The organism is Caulobacter sp. CCH9-E1, from assembly GCF_001556515.1.
Classification (GTDB): domain Bacteria; phylum Pseudomonadota; class Alphaproteobacteria; order Caulobacterales; family Caulobacteraceae; genus Caulobacter.
Genome location: NZ_LSJA01000280.1, coordinates 1 through 22,733 on the forward strand (window position 1 = coordinate 1; position 22,733 = coordinate 22,733).

Consider the following 22,733-nt stretch of genomic DNA (forward strand, 5'->3'; position numbering starts at 1 on the left):
ATGCTCCCCCGCGATGCGGGGGAGCTGTCGCGGAGCGACTGAGGGGGCAAGTGCTGTGCTTAGTCCGAGCTAGCCCCCTCCGGCCCTCTGGGCCACCTCCCCCGCATCGCGGGGGAGGAACGATCGAGCGCCTACTTCACCGCCGCGCAGAAGCGCTGGATGCGCGAGCAGGCGTCTTCCAGCACGTCGTTGCTGGTCGCGTAGCTGATGCGGAAGAACGGCGAGAGGCCGAACGCCGCGCCGTGCACGACGGCGACGCCTTCCGACTCCAGCAGCTCGGTCGCGAAGTCCTCGTCGCTCTCGATGACCTTGCCAGAGGGCGCGGTCTTGCCGATCAGGCCGGCGCACGACGGATAGACGTAGAACGCGCCTTCCGGGGTCGGGCAGTGCAGGCCGGTGGCCTGATTCAGCATCGACACGACGAGGTCGCGGCGCTCCTGGAACAGCTTGGCGTTCGGCTTGATGAAGTCCTGCGGACCGTTCAGCGCCTCGACCGCCGCCCACTGCGAGATCGAGCAGGGGTTCGACGTCGTCTGGCTGATCATCTTGCCCATGGCCTTGATCAGCGGCTCGGGACCGCCGGCGTAGCCGATGCGCCAGCCGGTCATCGAATAGCCCTTGGAGACGCCGTTCATCGTCAGGGTGCGGTCGTAGAGCTTGGGCTCGACCTGGGCGATGGTGGTGAACTCGAAGTCGTCGAACACCAGGTGCTCGTACATGTCGTCGGTCAGCACCCAGACCTGCGGATGCTTGAGCAGCACGTCGGCGATCGCCTGCAGTTCGGCGCGGGTGTAGGCGCCGCCCGACGGGTTCGAGGGGCTGTTGATGATCAGCCACTTGGTCTTGGGCGTGATCGCCGCTTCCAGGGCGGCCGGGGTGATCTTGAAGCCGCTCTCGGCCGTGGTCTCGACGGCCACCGGCGCGCCGCCCGCCAGGAGAACCATGTCGGGGTACGACACCCAGTACGGCGCGGGGATGATCACCTCGTCGCCGGGGTTCAAGGTGGCGACCAGGGCGTTGTAGATCACCGGCTTGCCGCCCGGGGCGACGTGGATCTGGCTCGGCTTGTACTCCAGGCCGTTCTCGCGCTTGAACTTGGCGCAGATGGCGGCCTTCAGTTCGGGCATGCCGTCCGGGTCGGTGTACTTGGTCTTGCCGGCCTTGATGGCCTCGATGGCGGCGTTCTTGATATTGTCCGGCGTGTCGAAGTCGGGCTCGCCCGCGGAAAGGGCGATTACGTCACGACCGGCGGCTTTCAGCGCGCGCGCCTTGGCGCTGATGGCGATGGTGGCCGACGGTGCGATGCGCCGCAGGGCGGCGGACTCGAGCGACATCTTGCAGGACTCCCCTGTGCTTGCCTGGTCCGACTGGAAGGACCGTTTCAGGATTGCGGCGGTCTTTACGCTCCCGTTCGCTGCGGCGCAACGCGGGAGAGGGCGGTTTCGCGGGCTCTTCCAGCGGTCACGCTTGACCCGGCGCGAGCCATGGGCGAGGCAGGGCGCGTGATCCGCCGTTTCATCGACTTCGTGACCAATATGGACGCCCGCGCCTGGCGCATGGTGGCGGTCTCGTTCGTCCTGTTCGGCGGGGTCGGAGTCGTCTTCCTGTTCGGCGCGCAGCTGCTGGGCGTCAACGGCGAGGCGGCGGTCGAGCACTGGCTGGGCGCGGCCACTGGGCCCTGGGCCTTGCCGGCGGCGGTGGCGGCCTTCGCGGTCATGGCCTTTCTCGGCGTGCCGCAGTTCGTGCTGATCGCCGCGGCGGTCGTCGCGTTCGGCCCTTGGACGGGCTTCGCCTATAGCTGGATCGGCACCCTGGTCTCGTCGCTGGTCGGCTTCTGGCTGGGCCGCGTCTACGGCGCCAAGATCCTGCGCGAGTTCGCGACCGAGGGCGTCAACAAGTTCATGCGGATGATCGGCAAGAACGGCTTCATGGCCAGCCTGATCGTGCGCCTGGTGCCCTCGGCGCCGTTCATCGTTGTCAACATGGCCGCGGGCGTGACGCCGATGCGGCTGCGCGACTTCGCGGCGGGCACCGCCATCGGCATCGTGCCCAAGATCGCCCTGACCGCCTTCGCCGGCAATTCGATCGTCCAGGCCATGAAGGGCGGCGGCAAGCAGCACATCCTGATGATCGTGCTGGCGATCGTCATCTGGCTGGGCATGGGCCTGGTCAGCCGCAATTGGTTGAAGAAGCGCGAGGCGGCGGAAGAAACCGCTTCCGAGTAGACGCATCTCCGATCGCGCCGCTAGGATTTGGCAAGAACCATGCCCGCGAAGGCGATCTGGCGAGCGGCTTTGACCTTGCTGCCGCGCAAGTCGGGATATTTCTTTCTGTTGATGCGTCCTTCGGCAATAATATTGCTCCATGTGCGACGGATTGCGCGCTAGGCGCAAATTGCTTGCTCGATTCAAGGCGCCTGTGTAGAAAGTCGCTCATGACTGTCGCGCGCGACCTGCTTTCGCTTCGGCTTACCAGCCCCTGGGCGCTCTAGGGGCCGCGCATCGTCGTGGCCGGGCGCACAGGGGATTTTTGACCCGCAGCCCGCACGCCACACACCCCTTTCGACGAGTACTTCCATGACCTCCGTACCGCCCGCCGCTATTGGCAGCGCTTCCGACAAGCGCGACAACGTCGTCATCTTCGACACCACCATGCGCGACGGCGAGCAGTCGCCCGGCGCCTCGATGTCGCTGGAAGAGAAGTTGGAGCTGGCCAAGATCCTCGAGGAGATGGGGGTCGACATCATCGAGGCCGGCTTCCCGATCGCCTCGAACGGCGACTTCGAGGCCGTCCGCGAAGTGGCCAAGATCGTCAAGAACTCGACCATCGCCGGCCTGTGCCGCGCCCACCAGGTCGACATCGATCGCTGCGCCGAGGCCCTGAAGCCGACCCAGCGCGGCCGCATCCACGTGGTGATCGCCACCTCCGACCTGCACATGAAGCACAAGCTGCAGATGGAGCCGGATCAGGTCATCGACGTGATCGCCCGCTCGGTCAGCCACGCCCGCAACCTGCGCGACGACGTCGAGTGGTCGGCCGAGGACGCCACCCGCAGCGACCGCCAGTTCCTGCGCCGCGCGGTCGAGACCGCCATCAAGGCCGGCGCCACGACGATCAACCTGCCCGACACCGTCGGCTACACCTATCCGTCGGAATACGCCGACCTGTTCAAGTGGATGGTCGAGAACGTCGAGGGCGCCGACAAGGCAGTCTTCTCGACGCATTGTCATAACGACCTGGGCCTGGCCGTGGCCAACAGCCTGGCCGGCGTTCAGGGCGGCGCGCGCCAAGTGGAATGCGCCATCAACGGCCTGGGCGAGCGCGCCGGCAACGCCGCGCTGGAAGAGATCGTCATGGCCCTGAAGGTGCGCGGCGACCGCCTGCCGTTCCGCACGGGCATCGACACCACCCACATCACCCGCGCCAGCCGCTACGTTTCGGCCATCACCGGCTTCCCGGTGCAGTACAATAAGGCCATCGTCGGCAAGAACGCCTTCGCGCACGAGAGCGGCATCCACCAGGACGGCATGCTCAAGAACCGCGAGACCTACGAGATCATGACGCCGGAGTCGGTGGGCCAGGCCCCGTCGAGCCTGGTCATGGGCAAGCACTCGGGCAGCCACGCCTTCCGCGCCAAGCTGAAGGACCTGGGCTACGAGCTGGGCGAGAACGCGCTGAAGGAAGCCTTTGGCCGCTTCAAGGACCTGGCCGACCGCAAGAAGCACGTCTACGACGACGACATCATCGCCCTGGTCGACGATGCCCTGGCCCGCGGCTCGGAGAAGATCCGCGTCTCGCGCCTGCGCGTGGTGGCCGGCACCGACGGGCAGTCGGCCGAGCTGACCCTGGACGTCGATGGCGTCTCGAGCACGGCCGAAGCGACGGGCGACGGTCCGGTCGACGCGGTGTTCAACGCCATCCACAAGATCGTGCCGCACAGCGCCGCCCTGCGCCTCTTCCAGGTGCACGCGGTGACCGAGGGCACGGACGCCCAGGCCCAGGTCTCGGTGCGTCTGGAGGAAGACGGCCGCATCGCCACCGGCGCGGCCGCCGACACCGACACCTTGACCGCCTCGGCCAAGGCCTATGTCAACGCCCTCAACAACCTCTTCGCCCGCAAGGAGAAGAGCCGGCCCGAAGCGGCGATCGCCAGCGGGTTCTAGAGCGCGATAGCCAAAAGTGGTCGCCGGTTTTGGCGGCCATCGCGCTCCAGGATCAAGCTGCCGTACGCTCTCTACTGAACGGCCGCGTCGCCAGGATCTCAGCCCCCAGGTGCGCCTGGGGCTGAACGTCCAGACCCAGTTCCCGCAAACTGTCGGCGAGCGCCCTGCGGGGCGTCTCGTCCAGCAGCGCGCTCGCGTCCACGACCAGCGTCCCGCCGGGGCGCAGCATCGTGTAGGTCGCGGCGATGACCGCGCGCGCGTCGTGGGCTGTGGCGCAGTCCATCACCAGCAGCACGTCGCTGCGCTCGTCCGCCGCGCCGCAGGTGGCCCGGCGGGCGGCCTCGACGCGCTGGTAGCCGCGGCGCCATAGCTGGCACATCGCGTCGCCCCCGCCGGGACCGGCCACGGCCACGAAGCACAGCGGCGTGGCCTGGGCGAGCTCGAGCATCCGGTCCAGGGCGGGATTGATCCCCTCGGTGGGCACGCCCAGCAGGAACTGGGCGGCTTGCTTCAGGGGGCGAAGCGGGCGGGGCGGCATGGTTGAACCTCATCAAGGCCATCGTCTGCGTGTCGGCGACGTGGGCGCCCCGTCTTGCGCCCGGCTCGCGTAAAGGCTCCATGCGAAAGCGACGCGACCGCCTAAGCGCGGCGTAAAGGTTGAGACATGATCTGGATTCCCATTACCGTCGCCGCGGCCGCCTTGCAGGTCGCGCGCAACGCCGCGCAGCGCTCGATCATGGGCGGGGCGGGGCCCTGGGGCGCGACCCTGGTGCGGTTCCTGTTCGGCCTGCCGTTCGCCACGGTGTTCGCGGCGGCGGGATGGCTGCTGACGCCCGGCGCCAGCGCGCATCCAACGCCGATCTTCTGGCTGGCCTGCTTCGCCGGAGCGGGCTTGCAGATCGCCGCGACGGCGGCGCTGCTGACCGCCATGCACCGCTCGACCTTCGCCCTCGGCACGGCCATGCAGCAGAGCGGCTTGCCGTTCGCCCTGGTCTGGGGCGCGTTGTTCTTCGGCGATCATGTCGGGCCAGTCACCTGGGCCGGCGGCTTGATCGCCAGCGTCGGCCTGGCGATCCTGACCTGGCCGCGCGGCGAGGTCGTCATGCGCAAGGGAGCGGCGCTGGCGGGGCTGGGCTCGGGCGCGGTCTTCGCGCTCAGCGCCAACTGTTTCCGGCAAGCCAGCCTGGCTTTCGAACCGGCCCATCCGGCCGTCTCGGCCTTCGTGACCGTCATGGTCGTGCAGGCGATCCAGACCGTGGGCCTGACGAGCTACCTGGCCTGGCGCAATCCGGAGTCGCTCAAGGCGGTCATCGCCGCCTGGCGCCAGTCGCTGGGCGCCGGCTTCTGCGGCGCGGCGGCCTCGGGCCTGTGGTTCACGGCCATGGCGCTGTCGCCGGTGGGGCCGGTGAGGGCGGTCGGGGTGGTCGAGATGCCGATCGCCGCCATCGCCGGACGTCGTCTGTTCAAGGAACGTCTGACCCCGCTGCAACTGCTGGCCGGCGTGGTGACGGCGGTCGGGGTCGTGATGGCGGCCGTGGGCTAGATTTCGCCACGATCGGGCGCCAGGACGACTTGGCCGGAAAACCCGCCAAACACGCGCCGAATAGACCTTGAAATCAACGCTTTCGCAGGGCAAACGGGCTGTCGTCGATGCGTTTTGGCGATCAGGACGATGGCGCGGCCAGGCGGCGGCGCTTCCGCCCGGTATTCAGGGCGCGCCGACCGGGTCGAAGTCCCCAAGTTGCGGGAATCATGTTGTCCTCGCATGGATTTGAAGTAGGAGCCGTTTTCCTTCGTCGCCTCTTCTGCCGGATGTCCGGACGGAACGGGTTCCGCTTCTCCGACCTGCCTCTGCCTACCACCTCGATCTGACAGTCGCCAACGCCCCTCCTACCCCTCAGTCAGGGCTTTCAATGTTCTCTTCCCTCTTCGGCGTGATCTCGAACGACATCGCCATCGACCTCGGAACGGCCAACACCCTCATCTACATGAAGGGCAAGGGGATCGTCCTGAACGAGCCGTCGGTGGTGGCGCTGCGCAATGTCGGCGGCCGCAAGATCGTCCACGCCGTGGGCATCGAGGCCAAGCAGATGCTGGGCCGCACCCCGGGCCACATGGAAGCCATCCGCCCGATGCGCGACGGCGTGATCGCCGACTTCGAAGTCGCCGAGGAGATGATCAAGTACTTCATCCGCAAGGTTCACAACCGCAAGGGCTTCGTGAACCCGAAGGTGATCGTGTGCGTGCCGTCGGGCGCCACCGCCGTGGAACGCCGCGCCATCAACGACAGCTGCCTGAACGCCTCGGCGCGTCGCGTTGGCCTGATCGACGAGCCGATGGCCGCCGCGATCGGCGCGGGCCTGCCGATCCACGAGCCGACCGGCTCGATGGTCGTCGACATCGGCGGCGGCACCACCGAGGTGGCCGTGCTGTCGCTGTCGGGCATCGTCTATTCGCGCTCGGTCCGCGTCGGCGGCGACAAGATGGACGAGGCGATCATCAGCTACATGCGTCGCCATCATAACCTGCTGATCGGCGAGACCACCGCCGAGCGCATCAAGAAGGAAATCGGCACCGCCCGCGCGCCGGCCGACGGCGAGGGGCTGTCGATCGACGTCAAGGGCCGCGACCTGATGCAGGGCGTGCCGCGCGAGGTCCGCATCTCGGAAAAGCAAGCCGCCGACGCCCTGGCCGAGCCGGTCGGGCAGATCGTCGAGGCCGTGAAGGTCGCCCTGGAAGCCACGCCGCCGGAACTGGCCTCGGACATCGCCGACAAGGGCATCATGCTGACCGGCGGCGGCGCGCTGCTGCGCGGCCTGGACGCCGAGATCCGCGACCACACCGGCCTGCCGGTCACCGTGGCCGACGACCCCCTGTCGTGCGTGGCCCTGGGCTGCGGCAAGGTGCTGGAGCATCCGAAGTGGATGAAGGGCGTCCTGGAATCCACCCTGGCCTAGTCTTACAGCTCCTCTAGCGGCGCCGGGGGGCGCCAGGAGAACAGTACGTGCCCTTTCGCGAAGGTCCCCTCGGCGACCTGAAAGTGCCGCTTACCTGGACGGCCGCCGTGGCCCTGGTGGTGGCGGCCGTCATCGCCGTGGCCTTCCTGCTGGCCGACCGGCGCGAGACCCTCCAGGAACAGGCGTACGGCGTCACCCGCCAGACGATGGACACCGTGGCCAAGCCGGTCAGCGGCGCCATCGCCGCGCCGGGCCGCTGGACGGGCCTCGGCGTCGACTATGTCCGCAGCTACTTCTTCACGGCCTCGGAGAACCGTCGTCTGAAGGCCGAGATGGCCGAGATGCGGCAGTGGCGGGATCGGGCGCTGGCGCTGCAAGACCAGAACGATCGCTTCCGCTCGCTGCTGGGCCTGCGCACCGATCCGCCGATCCCGATGACCGCCGCGCGCGTCGTCAGCGACAGCCGGGGCCCCTTCGCCAACACCCGCCTGGCCGACGCCGGCTCCGAGCGCGGCGTCGAGGTCGGCAATCCGGTGCTGAACGAGCGTGGCCTGGTCGGTCGCGTGGTCGGCGTGGCCAAGGGCGCCAGCCGGGTGCTGCTGCTGACCGACATCGCCTCGCGCACGCCGGTGATGATCGACCGCACCAACGCGCGCGCCATCCTGACCGGCGACGGCGGCCCCAATCCCAAGCTTGAGTACCTGCGCGGCGTCGATCCGATCCAGCAGGGCGACCGGGTGGTGACCTCGGGCGACGGCGGCGTCGTGCCGCGCGGCCTGCCGGTCGGCGCGGCCGTCAAGGGACTGGATGGCCGCTGGCGCGTGGTGCTGTTCGCCGACCAGTCGTCGATCGACTACGTCCGCATCCTGCTGTTCAAGGACTTCGCCCAGCTGGCCGACCAGAAGCAGCTGGAGACCCACAGCCTGCCGCCGGTGACGACAGAGGATCCGCAAGCCTCGATCCTGTCGAACCCGACCCCGCCGCCTCAGGCGCCGCCGCAAGCGCCGGCGGCCACGACCACCGCGCCGAAGCCCGTCGCGACCGCGCCCACGCCCTCCGTGAAGCCTGCGCCGGCTCAGACCACTCCCGCGAAGCCCGCGGCGGCCAAGCCGGCCACGCCCACGGAACCGCCGCGATGAGCGGCGCGCGGCCTCTCAACCCAACGGTCTGGCTGGGCGTCCCGATGGTCGCCTGCATCGGCGCGACAGTGCTGTTATCCGCGCCGCTGCGCGTGTGGGGCCTGCAACTGCCCGAGCCGGTCTTCGCCATGGTCCCAGCTTTCGCCTGGGCCCTGATCCGTCCCTCGATCCTGGCGCCGTTCGCGATCCTGCTTCTGGGCCTGTTCCTCGACGTCTTCTGGGGCGGGCCGACGGGGCTGTGGGGCCTGTCCCTGCTGCTGGGCTATGCGGTCGTGCTGCTGTTCCGCAACATGATGACGGGGCAGAGCCAGCCGATCCTGTGGGGCTGGTTCGCGGCCATCACCGCGCTCAGCATGGCGGCCGGCTACCTTTTCACCATGCTCGACAGCCTGGCCATGCCCAGCCTTCTGGCCGTGTTCTGGCAGTTCCTGGCCACGACGGTGCTGTTCCCGTTCGCCTATCACCTGATCGATCGCTTCGAGGACGCCGACGTGCGGTTCCGGTGAGGTCATGAGCGAGCCCTCAATCTTCTTCTCCGAGGTCAACGAGCGCCAGGGCGTCTTTCACCGGCGGGCGTTCCTGCTGGGCGGTCTGACCGGCGCGGGCCTGCTGGCTCTGGGCGGCCGGCTGGCGCAACTGCAGCTGGTCGAGGCCCAGCGCTACCAGAAGCTTTCGGCGGGCAACCAGTTCAACTACCGCCTGGTGCCGCCGCCGCGCGGCCTGATCCTGGACCGCAACGGCGTCTCGCTGGCGTCCAACCGGCCGAATTTCCGGCTGATGATCAACAAGGACAAGGATCTCGACGCCGAGGCCGTCATGGACGACCTGTCCAAGCTGGTGCCGATCGACGGCTCGCGCCGCGCCCGCGTGCTCAAGGAGCTGGATCGCGCCCCGCGCCGGGCGCCGGTCGTGGTGATGGAGGACCTGTCGTGGGAGGAGTTCTCCCGCGTGAACATCCGCGCCCCGGAGCTGCCCAACGTCACCGCCGACATGGGCGAGGTGCGGGTCTATCCGTTCGGCGGCGCCTTCGCCCACGTGATCGGCTATGTCGCCAAGGTCTCGGACCGCGACCTCAAGGCCGCCGAGGGCGACGCGACCCAGGACCAGGAGCTGCTGCATCACCCGGGCTTCCGGATCGGCAAGCAGGGGGTCGAAAAGGCCTTCGACCGACAGCTACGCGGCCGCGCCGGCGCCACCAAGACCGAGGTCGACGCCCAGGGCCGAGTGGTCCGGCTGGATCCGGAGGGCGACATCCCTCCGACGCCGGGCAAGGAAATCCGGCTCACGCTCGACGCCGACATCCAGAACCGCGCGCTGGAGGTGATGGGCGACGAGAGCGGCGCGATCGTCGTGATGGACGTCCGCAACGGCGATCTGCTGGCCATGGTCTCGGCGCCCAGCTTCGACGCCAACCGCTTCGTCAAGGGCCTGTCCGGCGCCGAGTACAAGGCGCTGGCCGAGTACGAGCGCAAGCCCTTGCTGGACAAGTCGATGACCGGCCTGTTCCCGCCTGGCTCGACGTTCAAGCCGACCGTGGGCCTGGCCGCGCTGACGGCCGGGATCGATCCCGAGATCCGGATCAACTGCCCTGGCCGCTGGTACTACGGCGGCCGCACCTGGCGTTGCTGGGAGCCGGGGGGGCACGGCCCCCAGAACCTCCACGACGCCATCAAGAACTCGTGCGATATCTACTTCTATCAGACGTCGCTCAAGATCGGCCCCGACGCCATCGCCAACGCCGCGCGGGCGATGGGCTTTGGCCAGCTGTTCGACATCGGCATCCCCGGCCAGAAGAAGGGCAACGTGCCCGACCGGGCGTGGAAGAAGCGGGCCTTCAAGAAGAATCCGGCCAACCAGATCTGGTTTCCGGGCGAGACGCCCAGCTATGGGATCGGGCAGGGAGCCCTGACGGTCAACGCCCTGCAGCTGGCGGTGATGACCTCGCGCCTGGCCAACGCCAAGAAGGCCCTGGTGCCGCGCCTGATCAAGTCGGTCGGCGGCGTCGAGCAGCCCAGCGGCGCGGAAGTGCCGGACCTGCCGTTCTCGGCCGAGCACCTGGCCTATGTCCGGGGCGGCATGGCCGCCGTGGCCAACGATGTGCGCGGCACCGCCTACAGGCAAAGCCAGCTGGGGCTTGGCGACGTGCAGATGGCCGGCAAGACCGGCACGGCGCAGGTCCGTAGCTATGACGGCGTCGCCAACCGCAAGGGGACGGGCACGATCTGGCGGCTGAAGGACCACAACCTGTTCGTGGCCTTCGCGCCCTACGATGATCCGCGCTACGCGGTCGCCGTCATCGTCGAGCACGGCGGCATGGGCGGCGCCACCGCCGGCGCGCCCCGCGCGCGCGAGGTCATGCGGGTGGCGCTGCTGAAGGACCCCGAGATCCGGGCCCGTATCGAACGCCCGGCGCCTCTGCCCGAGGCCGCGCCCGATGACGTGATGGAGGGCGCCGCCCCCGACGATCCCGTCGAGACGCCGCCGCCGCCCGCACCCGACGCGACCGCCGCCACGACCCCAACCCCTCCGCAGGGAGCGCCACGATGACCCTGAGCGGCGGCCTGACCCGGCCCGGCGAACGCGACCGGCCGATCATCAAGTTCATGGAGGTCGACTGGACCTTCTGCCTGGTGCTGGCCCTGATCGCCGGCGTCGGCAGCCTGATGCTGTTCTCGATCGCCGGCGCCTCCTGGGAGCCCTGGGCCGACAAGCACCTGCTGCGCTTTGGCGTCTATTTCGTCGTCATGATCATTCTGGCCATGTGCGACCTGCGCTGGTGGTTCGCGATAGCCTATCCGGTCTACGCCGTGGGCCTGGTCCTGCTGGTCGCCGTTGATCTGGTCGGCGACATCTCGCTGGGCGCCCAGCGTTGGCTGCAGCTGGGGCCGGTGCGCTTCCAGCCCTCCGAGGTAATGAAGATCGGCCTGGTGCTGGCGCTGGCCCGATACTACCACGGCCTCTCGGCCGACAGCGCCCGGCTATCTTGGCGTCTTCTCATCCCGGCCGCGATGATCGTCGTCCCGTTCCTGCTGGTCGCCAAGCAGCCTGACCTGGGCACCGGCATCCTGCTGGCCGCCACCGGCGGCGCGATCATGGTGCTGGCGGGCCTGGACTGGCGGGTGATGGCGGCCGGCGCGGGCGCCGCGCTCGTGGCGATCCCGCCCTTCATCATGTTCGGGCTGCACGACTACCAGCGCAATCGAATCCTGACCTTCCTGAACCCGGAGCAGGACCCGTCCGGCGACGGCTATCACATCCTGCAGTCCAAGATCGCCCTGGGCTCCGGCGGCCTCCTGGGCAAGGGCTTTGGCCTGGGCTCGCAGAGCCAGCTGAACTTCCTGCCCGAGAAACAGACCGACTTCATCTTCGCCACCCTGGCCGAGGAGTTCGGCTTCGTGGGCTGCTTTGGCGTGCTCTTCTTGTATGGCGCGGCCATCTTCATGGCGCTGCGGATCGCTTCGATCAGCCATAGCCACTTCGGCCGACTGGCTGCGGCGGGCGTGACGGCGACCTTCTCGCTCTACGTGCTGATCAACGGGGCGATGGTCATGGGCATGGCCCCCGTCGTCGGCGTGCCGATGCCGATGCTGTCGTACGGCGGCACCGTCATGGGCACGGTCATGATCGGTTTCGGCCTGGTTCAGGCCGTGCGCGTGCACCGCTACACCGAGGTCACCAGCGGCAAGGGCTCGCTGGTCTAAATCCTTATAGGCCGACCTCCCCGGCGAATGCCGGGGCCCAGATTCATCCTGAGCGTTTTGGGAGCGCGCGCCTCAAGGTCGAGACGAGTGATCAGGCGTTCGTGTGTTCGATCTGGACCCCGGCATTCGCCGGGGAGGTCGGATGAATTTGCTAGACCGTCAGCGCCGCGTCCGTCGCCCGGACCAGACCGTCGATGACGCCGGGCTCCGTCGAGGCGTGGCCGGCGTCCCAGATGATGTCGAAGCGCGCCTCGGGCCAGGCCTTGTGCAGCTTCCAGGCGCTTTCCAGCGGCGTGACCACGTCGAAACGGCCCTGGACGATCCAGCCGGGGATGTGGCGGATCCTGTCGATGTTCTTCAGGATCCAGCCGTCCTCGTCGAAGAAGCCCTTGTTCGTGAAGAAGTGGCATTCGATCCGCGCGAAGGCGATCGCGAAGTCTTCTTCGTTGAACTTGGGCGGGCGCGCCTCCGGGCCGCGCAGCGAGATCGTGTCGCCCTCCCACTGGCTCCAGGCCGCGGCGGCCTGCGCCTGGACGCGACGATCGGTCGAGGTGAGGCGGCGATGATAGGCCGCCATCAGGTCTCCGCGCTCTTCTTCCGGAATGGGAGCCAGGAACCGCTCCCAGGCGTCCGGAAACAGCATCGAGGCGCCGTCCTGATAGAACCAGCCCAGCTCCCTCTGGGTCAGCAGGAAGATGCCGCGCAGGACGAGACCATCGACTCGGTCCGGGTGGGTGATGGCGTAGGCCAAGGCCAGGGTCGATCCCCACGAGCCCCCGAACACGGTCCACTTCTCGACGCCCAGGTGCTCGCGCAGGCGCTCGATGTCGGCGATCAGGCTCCAGGTGGTGTTGTCGTCGAGGCTGGCGTTCGGGCGCGACCGGCCGCAGCCGCGTTGGTCGAACAGCGCCATGCGCCATTTGGACGGGTCGAAGAACCGCCGCATGGTCGGATTGACCGCGCCGCCCGGGCCGCCGTGCAGGATCACGCAGGGCTTGCCGCGCGGATTGCCGCATTCCTCGTAATAGATCTCGTGCGGGCCGCCGGTCGGCATCCAGCCGAACGAGAACGGCTCGACTTCGCGGAACAGGCCGCGACGACCCACAGAGCTCATGGCGGCGGCGGAAGCATGACGATCCATCCGCTAACCCTAACGTGGTTTTCGTTCGCCTGTGAACGGAGGATCGCGCGGGCTCGCGCCTTTCCACAGCTGCTGTATTCTGGGGCCATGATTCAGCCGGCGCCTGAAGACTACACCGACGAAGAACTGCTCGAGATGCTTAACCCTCGGCAGCTGGCGCAGCTTGACCGTCAGATCGGCGAGATGTTCGGCGCCGAGGGCGTCGATCGGGTCGAAGCCTTGTTCGCCATGGCCAATGTCTATTCCATCCGCGCGGCCGAGCGCGACGAGGTCACCGCCCTGGCCATGCTGCAATTGGCCGCCGCCATGCGTCGCCGGGCCGAGCTGCTGCTGAACGCCGGCTAGGCGGGGACGCACGGTTCATCCCCTAAGCGCCGTCATTTCCGCCGAAGGGCAGGCGCCTATCGAGAAGGACGTTGGCTCGCGACGGCGATTTGAACGTCTGAGAATAGCGTCGACGCGCGAAGGGCGCTTGCGACCCTGAGCAGAACTTGATGACGTCCGCTAACCGGGCCTAGGTCGCTACGGCCACCAACCAGATGCGTACTGTTGTTCCGCCGGCGGCTATTTCGAAAAGGAGGACGTCGCCACCTTTGCCTTGCTCAAAGCGTGGCTCAAGCTCAAAAACTCCGAACTCATCAAGCGCAATCGACGAGCTCTACGCCAAAGAACAGGCGTGACGACAATTTGGAAGTTAGGGGCCAAATCGCAATCCAACGCAGCTGCACGCCTTACAGCGCAGCCGCATCAGACATGTCTCACGGCCGCTTCCCTACCTTGATGACGCCAGCGACAACCGCAATGTTGAAGAACAGAACCAAGTGGACAGGCCAAATATTCACAAGATCCACAACCTCAAGGCTACGCTTCATTGCTACGGAAATGCCGTAGAAAACCACGTAGCCGATGAGAATGAATGCGATATTGGCCCATGCCAGCGGGTATTTTCTGAAGCTAAGCGACATCCTAGTCACCCCGCCTAAGCTGAGCCTGATCCGCAGAGACGATCTTTGTCTGCTTGCGCCTGAGCAACGACCGCATCCCAGCGGTCACGATCAATATACAATACAATCCCGACCGACAGTGCGCCAATCGCAACCGCCGCAGAGCCCGCCATACCAAGTTCGGCCATGATTGCGGCGCGGACTTCCTTCACCTTGTTCCAGATTACAGCCATTGAGGCTCCGATACCCAGCAAGGCCCCCAGGCCAATCGTTTTCTCTGCGATCTTCTGAGCAATATCGGCGTGGTCGTTGTCGAAAACATTCTTCAGCGTGTTGAATTCAGTTTGTTTTTGCTTTGCCTGACCAAGCAAGAAGCGCGCTTCGTTGCAATTTTGAGGGTCGGGTTTGAACGAGATATCGACGAAGGGGTCGCCAGGGTCAGATGGATGCCGCTCGATGTGCCAACCCTGCATCGGGTTGTTGGATCCGCCGCCGCCAGCTCCGAATCCGGTACTGATCGCTGCCGTAATAGTGAGCGAGTCCACTTCGACCGAGTCACCGCCGCCGCCGGGCGCGCTGAGGTAAGGCATGCACGACCCCTAGTTGAGATGGTGCAACCATAGCATTAAAAATGCCAATCACAATTATAAAGAAAGCTCTACAATACGTGCGGGGTAACGTCAGCCCCCCTGGACGAACGATCGCCATGTCCGCTCTCGGAACCGGCGAGCGGCTTGTCTGTGACGGTCCTCGCCATTTTGGGGCGGGAATGACGGAGAATTGGATTGGCGCTCGGGGCGCCAAACCGCCTCAGCCCCTCAGCGGAAACTTCCGGTCCAGCCAGTCCAGCAGGGCGGCGTTGACCTCGGCGGGCTTTTCCTGCTGCGTCCAGTGTCCGCTGCCCTCGATCAGCACCTTCTCCAAGTCGCCGATCTGGTCGCCCATCCGGTCGGCCATCGAGGGCGGCAGCACGACGTCGTGCTCGGCCATCAGCATCAGACAGGGTATCCCGTCGATCCGGTTCGGCAGTCCCTCGGCCATGCGCCAGTTGCGGCTGAAGTTGCGGTACCAGTTGATGCCGCCGGTGAAGCCGGTGCGCTTGAACGCCTCGACGAAGACCGCGAGCTCGTCCGGCGACAGGAACTGGTTATCGTCGCTGGCCGGGTCGTAGTGCGCCAGGCCATCCTGCAGGGCCAGGCTCCGCCGCTCGGGCGGGCGCGAGGCGAAGTCCTCCTGCGCGCCCTTGGGCCGGCGCATGAAGAAGCGCAGGGTCTTTTCGACGTCCGCGCCCAGCTGGGCGTCGGCGACGCCCGGCTTCTGGAAGTGGACGATGTACATGTCCTCGCCATAGGCGTTGCGGAACATCTCGATCGGGTCGAACGGAAGGCGCGGGATGAAAGGGGTGTTCAGGCCCACGACCCCGGCGACACGGTCGGGATGCAGCAGCGGCATGGCCCAGACGACGATGCCGCCCCAGTCGTGCCCGACGAAGATCGCCTTCTCCGCGCCGAGATGATCCAGCAGGCCGACCAGATCGCCCGTCAGGTGCTCCATGTCATAGGCCTCGACCGCCTCGGGACCAGCCGTCAGGCCATAGCCGCGCTGGTCGGGCGCGATCACCCAGCGGCCCGCCGCGGCCAGGGCCGCGATCTGGTGGCGCCAGGAGAAGGCCAGTTCCGGAAAGCCGTGGCAGAAGACGATCGGAACGCCGACGCGCGGTCCCGCCTCGTAATAGGCCAGGCGGACGCCGTTGATGTCGGCGAATTGGGGCGCGGGCAGGGGTGTCATGATCAGCGTCTCCCTTGGCGTCTTTATGTGATTGGTGTTCACCTTGAAGCGCCGGTCAGAAGCGCGCAAGCCGTGAGGGGGAATTCGCCATTGAGTATTTCATCGCTCGCGAACACGCGTAAAAAGCGTCGATGACTGATGCGCCCCCGCCGCCCGCCGCTGTTCCTTGGCGACTTGTCCTGCTGCTCGGCGCGCTGACGGCCTTCGCGCCGATGTCGATCGACATGTATCTGTCCAGCCTGCCGTCGATCGGGCGCGCCTTGCATGCCGGACCAGAGCAGACCCAGGCGACGCTCGCCGCCTTCTTCGCGGGCATGGCGATCGGACAGTTCATCTACGGACCCGCCTCGGATCGGCTGGGGCGTCGCCCGCCGCTGCTGATCGGAATCGCGGTTTTCTTCGTGGCCTCGGCGGTCTGCGCGCTGGCGCCCAATATCGAGACCTTGATCGCGGCGCGCTTCGTCCAGGCCCTGGGCGGTTGCGCCGGGGCGGTGGTCGCCCGGGCGGTGGTCCGCGACCGCTTCAGCCAGACCGACACCGCCCGGGTCTTGTCGCTGATGATGCTGATCATGGGTCTGGCGCCGGTGCTGGCGCCGCAGTTGGGGGGCGTGGTCCAGCTGGTAGCCGGCTGGCGCGGCGTCTTCTGGACCCTGGTCGGCTTCGCGGTGATCATCGGCGGCTGGGTGCTGCTTGGCCTGCCGGAATCGCGCTCGGCCGAGACCGCGGCCCACGCCCGCGCCGAGCACCCGCTCCGCGCCTATGTCGCGCTGTTCAGCATGAAGCGGCTGGTGGGCTACGCCCTGGCCGGGGCCCTGAACGGGGCGGTGCTGTTCACCTACATCTCGACCGCGCCGGACCTGGTGATGGGGACCTACGGCCACACGCCGATGGCCTTCAACCTGATCTTCGCGCTGAACGCCGTGGGCATCATCGGGGCCAGTCAGGTCAATCGCTGGCTGCTGCGGCGCTCGACGCCCGACCAGGTGCTGCGCAAGGCCAGCATCGCCTCGATCGTGGCGGCCTTGCTGCTGACCCTGGCCGCCTGGACCGGCTGGGGCGGCCAGTGGACGGTGCTGCCGCTGCTGTTCGCGGCGCTGTCGGTCTATGGCCTGATGGGCGGCAACACCATGGCCGGCGCGCTGAGCGTCGATCCCCGCCGCGCCGGTTCGATCTCGGCCCTGATGGGCTCGGCCTCGTTCGGGGCCGGGGCCTTGGCCTCCTGGGTGGGCGGCCTGCTGCATGACGGTACGCCGCGCCCGGTGGCCGCCGTGATGTTCGCCTGCCTAGTCGGTTCGTCGCTGGCGATCTTCTTCCTGGCCCTGCCGGGCGGGCGGAAGGTTCAGGCCTGATCGCGCAGGGTGAAGCCGCGCCAGGCCAGCAGCGCCCAGCCGATCATGAACGACAGCCCGCCGATCGGCGTGATCGCGCCGAGGATTCGCGGCGCGCCCAGGGCCATGGCGTAGAGCGAGCCGGCGAAGACCAGGGTCCCGAACAGGAAGAGGCCCGCGACCAGGCCCATGCCCCGCGCGCCCGCCCGGTGCAGGCCAAACGCCGCGAAGACCGCCAGGGCGTGGCTCATCTGATATTGCGATCCTGTGTGAAGCCATGCGACCGCCTTGGGATCGTGAACGCCGTGGGCCGCGAAGGCGCCAAAGCCCACCGCCAGCAGTCCGCTCACCGCCGCCAGACCCGTCCAGGTCCTGGGTGTCCACCCGCTCATCGCCTTGACGCTCCGGAAACGTTGCAATCGTCGGGCGCGACCTTAACGTTGTTCATCTGGACGTAAAGCCGGTCCGTCAGAGACCCGGCGCGATCTAGGGGAGGACGGCATGGCGCTCACCTGGGGCGACGATTACCCGATCCATCAGACGCCCGAGCCGGTGGCCTACGCCGGCACGGATCGGAACTTCTACGACCGCTACTTCTTCAACGGCTACGCGGCCTCGGATCCCGCTGGCGGCGACGATCTGTTCTTCGCCGCGGCCTTCGGCGTCTATCCGCATCTCAACATCGCCGACGCCGCCTTCTGCGTGATGAAGGACGGCAAGCAGGTCAATCTGCACGCCAGCCGCTGGCTTGAGATGGAGCGGATGGACCTGACCGTCGGGCCGATCGCCATCACCGTGGTCGAGCCCTTGCGGCGCCTCAAGCTGACGGTGACCGCGCCCGAGCAGGGGATCGCCGCCGAGATCGTCTTCGAGGGCCGCGCCTTTCCGATCGAGGAGCCGCGTTTTGTCCGCCGCAACGGCCCGCGCGCCTTCATGGACTATACCCGCCTGACCCAGAACGGTCGCTATTCCGGCTGGATCGAGGTCGACGGCGTGCGCGCCAGCCTCGACGGTTTCGTGGGCACGCGCGACCGCTCTTGGGGCGTGCGCCCGGTCGGCGCGCGAGACTCGCAGGATCTGGCGCCGCCGGTCCTCCCGCAGTTCTTCTGGCTATGGGCCCCCTGCAATTTCGAGGACGGCGGGCTCTTCTTCCACACCAATGACGACGAGCTGGGCCGCGCCTGGAATCGGCGCGCCCTGTGGCTGGAGGACGGCGGCCGCGAGCTTGAGTTCGGCGGCTTCGCCGAGGCCTCTTACGCGATCCAGTGGAAGAACGGTACGCGCCACGCCCGCGCCGCCACGCTGGATTTCGGCGCCGACGGCAAGATGACGGTCGAGCCCAAGCGCGAGTTCTTCATGTTGGGGCTGGGCTATACCCACCCGACGTGGGGGCACGGGCTGAACCAGGGCAAGCTGAAGGTCGAGCGCGAGGACTTCGTCACGGCGGACCTCGATCGCGCGGTCCCCCAGCACCTGCACGTCCAGGCCCTCAGCGACGTGACCTATGTCGATGGCGCGGGCCGGACGCGGAAGGGGCGGGGGGTCTTCGAGCAGCTGGCGATCGGCCCGCACGCGCCGTCCGGCTTCGCCTCGATCCTGGACATGGCCCCATGAGCCTGGCCGAACGCCTTGAGGCGTATCTGTCGCGCGTGTGGGGCGAGGCCGCCACGGTCGTCGACCTCTCGCGCATTCCCGGCGGGGCCAGCCGCGAGACCTATCGGTTCAGCGCCCGGACGGCGAAGGGCGAGCGGCCGCTGATCCTGCGCCGCGATCCGCCGGGCAGCCTGATCGAGACCGATCGCAACCAGGAATATCTGGCGTTCGAGAGCTTCCACGACCGGCTGCCCGTGCCGCGTCCGGTGGCCATGGAGGCCGAGGGCGCGGAGCTGGAGCGACCGTTCTTCATCATGGAGCGGGTCGAGGGCGGAACGGCCGCCTCGCCGTTCACGGTCGTCCCGTACGGCGACCACGCCCGGGCCATCGGCGAGCAGTTCTTCTCGATCCTGGGGACCATCGCCGCCGCCGATCCCAGCAGCCTGCCGCTGGCCAGGGCCGCCGAGGCCCCCGCGCCGGACGCCTGCTGGAAGATCGCGCTGGACCATTGGGCGGGGGTGATCGAGGCCGACCAGCAACACCCCCAGCCGATCGTCTGGGCCGCGATCCGCGCCCTGCGCCGCCGCCCGCCGCCGCCGGCCCAGGCCATCCGCGTCGTCCATGGCGACTACCGGACCGGCAACTTCCTGCATGACGGCGCGGGCAAGATCCTGGCGATCCTCGACTGGGAGATGGTCCATCTGGGCGATCCGCTGGAGGATCTCGGCTGGGCGATCGATCCGCTGTGGGGCCACTTCGAGGCGGACAAGGTCGCGGGCATGCTGCCGCGCGAGGAGGCGCTGGCCATCTGGAAGAAAGCCAGCGGCCTCGCGATCGACGAGACGGCCCTGGCCTGGTGGAGCCTGTTCAACGCCGTCAAGGGCCAGGCGATCTGGACCTCGGCGGCCAAGGAATACCGCGACGGCGGCTTCAGGGACCCGGTGCTGGCGATCTCGGGCTGGTACACCGCCCGCCGTCACGACGAGATCCTGGCCGCGGCCCTGATGCGGTGGGAGAACCTGTCATGACGCCCAACTTGCCCGACATCCTGGTCGGCAACTTCATGTGCATGATCGACCCGCCGCCGCCCGAGCAGCAGGGCGAGTTCATGGCCGGCAAGGTGGCGGTGGTGGCGCTGCTATCGCTGCTGGCCGCCCAGGAGGCGGAACGCGGCGTCGCCGCCAGGATGACCGAGAACGAGGCGATCCAGGCGGCGCTCGACGAGGCGGCCGCCGACTATGAGGTCGAAGCGCTCGCCGGGACGGACGATCTGTCGCTGGCGGCGCTGGACGCGGCGAACGCCCGACTGCGCCTGGCCCTGATGCGCCTGCATGAGGCGGTGGAGGAGAAAGGCGACACCGCGCGGCATCACGCGATTCTGCGGCTCTACGCCCAGATGGCGGACCTTCGGCGGCTCGACATGCCGCCGCTGCCCGGCCACTGAGGCGGCTACCTATGCCGGTTGTGCTGCGCCACGTCCTCGGGACTGATGTCGAGGGGCGCGGGGACGGCGGCGTTGTAGGCGCCGGTCTCGTTGAGGTCCATCACCACGCTGCGGTGGCCTTCCCAGATCATGTGCAGGGCGACGTAGAGCACGATGGCCAGGCCCACGAAGCCGATCCAGCGGTGCTTGTGCAGCAGGTTGGCGATGGCGCTGGCGGCCAGGCCCATCAAGATGATCGACAGCAGCAGGCCAAAGACCAGGATGGCCGGGTGCTCGCGGGCCGCGCCGGCCACGGCCAGCACGTTATCCAGCGACATCGAGACGTCCGCGATCAGCACTTGGATGAAGGCTTGCTTGAAGGACTTCGCGGGGCGGGCGCGCGGCTCGGTGTTGGGATCGGAATCGACCATGGCGACGGCGTCGGCCTGGTCGTGCGACGCCTGTTCGCGCAGTTCGCGCCACATCTTCCAGCAGACCCACAGCAGCAGGAAGCCGCCGGCCAGCAGGAGGCCGATGACGCCCAGCAGCCAGGTGGTGATCAGGGCGAAGCTGATCCGCAGCACGACCGCGGCGCCCAGGCCGTAGAGGATGACCTTCTTGCGGTCCTTGACCGGCAGGCCTCCCGCGGCGAGGCCCACGGCCACGGCGTTGTCGCCGGCCAGGACAAGGTCGATCATCAGGACTTGCAGGAAGGCCGTCAGCGGTCCCTGAAAGCCATCCAAGTGGGCCATCAACGTGTCGAACATGCGCTCTCAATGGGATGACGCGCCGGGCGATGCAAGACGCAAAACCGTCGCGCCGGACCTAAACGCGCTTCGACGCCGGTCGGTGACGCCGTGCAAACCATCGCACGAGCGCGACCAGCGCGATCAGGGCTGGGATCAGCAGGATCAAGCCGGCGTCGTGACGCGGCGCGGGTCTCGGCGCGGCCCGGGGCGCGGACGCCTCGGTCGGTGGGAGATCGGGCTTTGGCGGCGCGGCCAGGGGCTCTTGGCGCGCGGGCGGCTGGTCGGCGGTGACCGGTTCAGGGGGCGGGGCGAGGGATTGAGTCGCCACCGGCCGCGCCTCGGCCAGGCGCGCCTGGGTCTCGGCCGTGGAGGCGCCCGCGACGCCAGCCTGGCCGCCGATGAGCGCCGCCAAGGCCAGGGCGGCGAGACCTGTCGCGCGGCGCCGCATGGCCGGAGGCCCTAGACCGCCGCCTTGACGCGCGGCTTGGACGCTTCATAGAGCGCGATCGCCGCGGCCGCCGAGACGTTGAGGCTTTCGAAGCCGCCGGGCATCGGGATCTTGCCCAGCACGTCGCAGTGCTCGGCGACCAGCCGCCGGACGCCTTCGCCTTCCGAGCCGAGCACCAGCACGGTGGGGCCGCCGTCCAGCACCTCGTCCAGCGTCTGCTCGGCCTCGCCGGCCAGGGCCACGCCGCGCCAGCCCAGCTCGGCCAGCTCCTCGAGCGCGCGGGAAAGATTGACCACGCGCGCGTAGGGGACCTTGTCCACCGCGCCGACGGCGGTCTTGGCCAGGACGCCGGTCAGGGCGGGGGCGTGGCGATCCTGCAGGATCACGCCCTTGGCGCCGAACGCGGCGGCCGAGCGGAAGATCGCGCCGATGTTCTGCGGGTCGGTGATCTGGTCCAGCATCACCAGGAAGCCTTCGCCCGAGGCCGCCAGTTCGGCGATCGACAGCGACTCGGGCTCGTCGATCTTCAGCGCCAGGCCCTGGTGCACCGCGCCCTGCGGCAGGTGCTTGGCGATCTCCTGGCCCTCCATCACCTGCAGGCAGGAAAGTTTCTGCAGGTCGGGGGCGAGTCGCTTGGCCCGATCCGGGGTCGCCAGAAGCCGCTTCGGCGCCGGTCGATGAGGGTTCGAAAGCGCCGCCTCGACGGCGTGAGTCCCCCAAATCCAGTCCTTGGCGTCGCCTTGCCCCCTGGAAAAGTCGTTTTGTTTCCGGGGCTTGGAACGAAAATCGCGTCCTTGTGCAGAAGGGCGTTTCCGGTCGTTGCGTTCGGAATGAGAGGACACTATAAGACGCGCTCCGATTTGGGGCCCCGAGGGCTTCTCGGCCAGCCGGCGCTGCTCTTAGCATCGTCCGTCACCGGTCCAAGAAGCTTTTGTTTCGCATCGGCGTTTGACGGCTTGCCGTCGCTCGTCGAAGCGGATAAAGGCCGCCGGCTTCGGAACTCCATCGCGTGCTTGGGGGAATGTCCCGAGTGGCAAAGGGGGGGGACTGTAAATCCCCTGGCGTAAGCCTTCGTAGGTTCGAGTCCTACTTCCCCCACCATGCGCGCGACGAGTTTTCGAGGTAGGCGAGGGCGCTCCAGAGCCAGAGACCGGGAGCCGATCGCGACCCCGCAGCTTGGCGGGTATAGCACAATGGTAGTGCAGCAGCCTTCCAAGCTGAGGATGCGGGTTCGATTCCCGCTACCCGCTCCAGCTCCCCGAGAGTTATTCCCAACAACCAGCCGCCGGCGCGAAGGTAGAGACGATGGCCAAGGAAAAGTTCGAACGTACTAAGCCGCACTGCAACATCGGCACCATC

Annotated in this window: 24 protein-coding genes and 2 tRNA genes; 16 read left to right on the forward strand and 10 right to left on the reverse strand. The window is 67.8% G+C overall.

Going from position 1 to position 22,733, the window contains the following annotated elements; all coding sequences use genetic code 11:
* Positions 1–131 precede the first annotated feature (131 nt).
* Positions 132–1,334 carry a pyridoxal phosphate-dependent aminotransferase gene (locus tag AX690_RS15705; RefSeq protein ID WP_066682913.1) on the reverse strand — a complete coding sequence of 401 codons (1,203 nt, stop codon included), beginning with the start codon at positions 1,332–1,334 and terminating at the stop codon, positions 132–134.
* Positions 1,335–1,502: 168 nt separating this feature from the next.
* On the opposite strand from AX690_RS15705, the gene AX690_RS15715 reads away from it, so the two are divergent.
* From AX690_RS15715 to AX690_RS15720, 3 genes are all read left to right on the forward strand, one after another.
* Positions 1,503–2,225 (forward strand): TVP38/TMEM64 family protein, encoded by a 723-nt coding sequence (locus AX690_RS15715; protein ID WP_066682925.1) that lies wholly within the window; start codon positions 1,503–1,505, stop codon positions 2,223–2,225.
* A gap of 209 nt (positions 2,226–2,434) precedes the next feature.
* Positions 2,435–2,491 carry a hypothetical protein gene (locus AX690_RS23400; RefSeq protein ID WP_106907293.1) on the forward strand — a complete coding sequence of 19 codons (57 nt, stop codon included), beginning with the start codon at positions 2,435–2,437 and terminating at the stop codon, positions 2,489–2,491.
* Positions 2,492–2,576: 85 nt separating this feature from the next.
* Positions 2,577–4,163, forward strand: coding sequence for a 2-isopropylmalate synthase (locus tag AX690_RS15720; RefSeq protein ID WP_066682912.1), 1,587 nt, complete (start codon positions 2,577–2,579; stop codon positions 4,161–4,163).
* 52 nt (positions 4,164–4,215) lie between these two features.
* Here the strand turns inward: AX690_RS15720 and AX690_RS15725 are convergent, their stop codons facing one another.
* Positions 4,216–4,701: a hypothetical protein gene (locus AX690_RS15725; protein ID WP_066682911.1), complete on the reverse strand. Its 486-nt coding sequence runs from the start codon at positions 4,699–4,701 to the stop codon at positions 4,216–4,218.
* Positions 4,702–4,827: 126 nt separating this feature from the next.
* On the opposite strand from AX690_RS15725, the gene AX690_RS15730 reads away from it, so the two are divergent.
* From AX690_RS15730 to rodA, 6 genes are all read left to right on the forward strand, one after another.
* Positions 4,828–5,706, forward strand: a complete 879-nt coding sequence (locus AX690_RS15730; RefSeq protein WP_066682910.1) for a DMT family transporter — start codon at positions 4,828–4,830, stop codon at positions 5,704–5,706.
* A 370-nt stretch (positions 5,707–6,076) separates the two neighbouring features.
* Positions 6,077–7,120 (forward strand): rod shape-determining protein, encoded by a 1,044-nt coding sequence (locus AX690_RS15735; protein ID WP_004623009.1) that lies wholly within the window; start codon positions 6,077–6,079, stop codon positions 7,118–7,120.
* 47 nt (positions 7,121–7,167) lie between these two features.
* Entirely contained in the window at positions 7,168–8,259 is a 1,092-nt protein-coding gene (gene mreC, locus AX690_RS15740; RefSeq protein ID WP_066682909.1) for a rod shape-determining protein MreC, read from the forward strand.
* A complete protein-coding gene (locus tag AX690_RS15745; RefSeq protein WP_066682908.1) occupies positions 8,256–8,765 on the forward strand; it encodes a hypothetical protein in 510 nt (169 codons plus the stop codon). Before mreC ends, AX690_RS15745 begins: the two co-directional genes overlap by 4 nt.
* A 4-nt stretch (positions 8,766–8,769) precedes the next feature.
* Positions 8,770–10,806, forward strand: a complete 2,037-nt coding sequence (gene mrdA, locus AX690_RS15750; RefSeq protein ID WP_066730487.1) for a penicillin-binding protein 2 — start codon at positions 8,770–8,772, stop codon at positions 10,804–10,806.
* Positions 10,803–11,960, forward strand: coding sequence for a rod shape-determining protein RodA (gene rodA, locus AX690_RS15755; RefSeq protein ID WP_066683366.1), 1,158 nt, complete (start codon positions 10,803–10,805; stop codon positions 11,958–11,960). The genes mrdA and rodA overlap by 4 nt, the downstream gene beginning before the upstream one ends.
* A 151-nt stretch (positions 11,961–12,111) precedes the next feature.
* On the opposite strand, the gene pip is transcribed toward rodA, so the two are convergent.
* Positions 12,112–13,101: a prolyl aminopeptidase gene (gene pip, locus AX690_RS15760; protein ID WP_066683365.1), complete on the reverse strand. Its 990-nt coding sequence runs from the start codon at positions 13,099–13,101 to the stop codon at positions 12,112–12,114.
* A gap of 87 nt (positions 13,102–13,188) precedes the next feature.
* On the opposite strand from pip, the gene AX690_RS15765 reads away from it, so the two are divergent.
* Positions 13,189–13,446, forward strand: a complete 258-nt coding sequence (locus AX690_RS15765; RefSeq protein ID WP_066683364.1) for a low temperature requirement protein A — start codon at positions 13,189–13,191, stop codon at positions 13,444–13,446.
* A 413-nt stretch (positions 13,447–13,859) separates the two neighbouring features.
* On the opposite strand, the gene AX690_RS15770 is transcribed toward AX690_RS15765, so the two are convergent.
* From AX690_RS15770 to AX690_RS15780, 3 genes are all read right to left on the reverse strand, one after another.
* Complete coding sequence (locus tag AX690_RS15770) at positions 13,860–14,066, reverse strand: hypothetical protein (RefSeq protein ID WP_066683362.1); 207 nt, start codon at positions 14,064–14,066, stop codon at positions 13,860–13,862.
* A gap of 14 nt (positions 14,067–14,080) precedes the next feature.
* The gene (locus tag AX690_RS15775; RefSeq protein ID WP_156449696.1) at positions 14,081–14,635 is read right to left on the reverse strand and encodes a hypothetical protein; all 555 of its coding nucleotides are present in this window, start codon (positions 14,633–14,635) and stop codon (positions 14,081–14,083) included.
* A 220-nt stretch (positions 14,636–14,855) separates the two neighbouring features.
* Positions 14,856–15,833, reverse strand: a complete 978-nt coding sequence (locus AX690_RS15780; RefSeq protein WP_066683367.1) for an alpha/beta fold hydrolase — start codon at positions 15,831–15,833, stop codon at positions 14,856–14,858.
* A 131-nt stretch (positions 15,834–15,964) separates the two neighbouring features.
* Here AX690_RS15780 and AX690_RS15785 point away from each other — a divergent pair, with 131 nt between their 5' ends.
* Positions 15,965–17,182 carry a multidrug effflux MFS transporter gene (locus AX690_RS15785; protein ID WP_066683360.1) on the forward strand — a complete coding sequence of 406 codons (1,218 nt, stop codon included), beginning with the start codon at positions 15,965–15,967 and terminating at the stop codon, positions 17,180–17,182.
* Here AX690_RS15785 and AX690_RS15790 read toward each other — a convergent pair.
* Positions 17,173–17,553, reverse strand: coding sequence for a DUF423 domain-containing protein (locus tag AX690_RS15790; RefSeq protein ID WP_066683359.1), 381 nt, complete (start codon positions 17,551–17,553; stop codon positions 17,173–17,175). The two genes, AX690_RS15785 and AX690_RS15790, sit on opposite strands and share 10 nt — an antisense overlap.
* A gap of 109 nt (positions 17,554–17,662) precedes the next feature.
* On the opposite strand from AX690_RS15790, the gene AX690_RS15795 reads away from it, so the two are divergent.
* From AX690_RS15795 to AX690_RS15805, 3 genes are read left to right on the forward strand one after another with little or no spacing between them, the layout of a single operon-like run.
* A complete protein-coding gene (locus AX690_RS15795; RefSeq protein WP_066683357.1) occupies positions 17,663–18,775 on the forward strand; it encodes a hypothetical protein in 1,113 nt (370 codons plus the stop codon).
* Complete coding sequence (locus AX690_RS15800) at positions 18,772–19,782, forward strand: phosphotransferase family protein (RefSeq protein WP_066683355.1); 1,011 nt, start codon at positions 18,772–18,774, stop codon at positions 19,780–19,782. Before AX690_RS15795 ends, AX690_RS15800 begins: the two co-directional genes overlap by 4 nt.
* Positions 19,779–20,198: a hypothetical protein gene (locus AX690_RS15805; RefSeq protein ID WP_066683351.1), complete on the forward strand. Its 420-nt coding sequence runs from the start codon at positions 19,779–19,781 to the stop codon at positions 20,196–20,198. Before AX690_RS15800 ends, AX690_RS15805 begins: the two co-directional genes overlap by 4 nt.
* Positions 20,199–20,203: 5 nt before the next feature.
* On the opposite strand, the gene AX690_RS15810 is transcribed toward AX690_RS15805, so the two are convergent.
* From AX690_RS15810 to rlmB, 3 genes are read right to left on the reverse strand one after another with little or no spacing between them, the layout of a single operon-like run.
* Positions 20,204–20,944: a TerC family protein gene (locus tag AX690_RS15810; RefSeq protein ID WP_066683349.1), complete on the reverse strand. Its 741-nt coding sequence runs from the start codon at positions 20,942–20,944 to the stop codon at positions 20,204–20,206.
* Positions 20,945–21,002: 58 nt separating this feature from the next.
* Positions 21,003–21,374 carry a hypothetical protein gene (locus tag AX690_RS15815; protein WP_066683347.1) on the reverse strand — a complete coding sequence of 124 codons (372 nt, stop codon included), beginning with the start codon at positions 21,372–21,374 and terminating at the stop codon, positions 21,003–21,005.
* A gap of 11 nt (positions 21,375–21,385) precedes the next feature.
* Positions 21,386–22,216, reverse strand: coding sequence for a 23S rRNA (guanosine(2251)-2'-O)-methyltransferase RlmB (rlmB, locus tag AX690_RS15820; protein ID WP_066683344.1), 831 nt, complete (start codon positions 22,214–22,216; stop codon positions 21,386–21,388).
* Positions 22,217–22,389: 173 nt separating this feature from the next.
* On the opposite strand from rlmB, the gene AX690_RS15825 reads away from it, so the two are divergent.
* Positions 22,390–22,475 (forward strand) — tRNA-Tyr (locus AX690_RS15825).
* Positions 22,476–22,553: 78 nt separating this feature from the next.
* Positions 22,554–22,627, forward strand: a tRNA-Gly gene (locus AX690_RS15830).
* Positions 22,628–22,733 lie beyond the last annotated feature (106 nt).

Coding starts and splice junctions, on each gene's coding strand:
- AX690_RS15705 (WP_066682913.1), bottom strand. CDS start 1,334: ATGTCGCTCGAGTCCGCCGCCCTGCGGCGCATCGCACCGTCGGCCACC.
- AX690_RS15720 (WP_066682912.1), top strand. CDS start 2,577: ATGACCTCCGTACCGCCCGCCGCTATTGGCAGCGCTTCCGACAAGCGC.
- AX690_RS15725 (WP_066682911.1), bottom strand. CDS start 4,701: ATGCCGCCCCGCCCGCTTCGCCCCCTGAAGCAAGCCGCCCAGTTCCTG.
- AX690_RS15730 (WP_066682910.1), top strand. CDS start 4,828: ATGATCTGGATTCCCATTACCGTCGCCGCGGCCGCCTTGCAGGTCGCG.
- AX690_RS15735 (WP_004623009.1), top strand. CDS start 6,077: ATGTTCTCTTCCCTCTTCGGCGTGATCTCGAACGACATCGCCATCGAC.
- AX690_RS15745 (WP_066682908.1), top strand. CDS start 8,256: ATGAGCGGCGCGCGGCCTCTCAACCCAACGGTCTGGCTGGGCGTCCCG.
- mrdA (WP_066730487.1), top strand. CDS start 8,770: ATGAGCGAGCCCTCAATCTTCTTCTCCGAGGTCAACGAGCGCCAGGGC.
- rodA (WP_066683366.1), top strand. CDS start 10,803: ATGACCCTGAGCGGCGGCCTGACCCGGCCCGGCGAACGCGACCGGCCG.
- pip (WP_066683365.1), bottom strand. CDS start 13,101: ATGGATCGTCATGCTTCCGCCGCCGCCATGAGCTCTGTGGGTCGTCGC.
- AX690_RS15765 (WP_066683364.1), top strand. CDS start 13,189: ATGATTCAGCCGGCGCCTGAAGACTACACCGACGAAGAACTGCTCGAG.
- AX690_RS15770 (WP_066683362.1), bottom strand. CDS start 14,066: ATGTCGCTTAGCTTCAGAAAATACCCGCTGGCATGGGCCAATATCGCA.
- AX690_RS15775 (WP_156449696.1), bottom strand. CDS start 14,635: ATGCCTTACCTCAGCGCGCCCGGCGGCGGCGGTGACTCGGTCGAAGTG.
- AX690_RS15780 (WP_066683367.1), bottom strand. CDS start 15,833: ATGACACCCCTGCCCGCGCCCCAATTCGCCGACATCAACGGCGTCCGC.
- AX690_RS15785 (WP_066683360.1), top strand. CDS start 15,965: ATGACTGATGCGCCCCCGCCGCCCGCCGCTGTTCCTTGGCGACTTGTC.
- AX690_RS15790 (WP_066683359.1), bottom strand. CDS start 17,553: ATGAGCGGGTGGACACCCAGGACCTGGACGGGTCTGGCGGCGGTGAGC.
- AX690_RS15795 (WP_066683357.1), top strand. CDS start 17,663: ATGGCGCTCACCTGGGGCGACGATTACCCGATCCATCAGACGCCCGAG.
- AX690_RS15800 (WP_066683355.1), top strand. CDS start 18,772: ATGAGCCTGGCCGAACGCCTTGAGGCGTATCTGTCGCGCGTGTGGGGC.
- AX690_RS15805 (WP_066683351.1), top strand. CDS start 19,779: ATGACGCCCAACTTGCCCGACATCCTGGTCGGCAACTTCATGTGCATG.
- AX690_RS15810 (WP_066683349.1), bottom strand. CDS start 20,944: ATGTTCGACACGTTGATGGCCCACTTGGATGGCTTTCAGGGACCGCTG.
- AX690_RS15815 (WP_066683347.1), bottom strand. CDS start 21,374: ATGCGGCGCCGCGCGACAGGTCTCGCCGCCCTGGCCTTGGCGGCGCTC.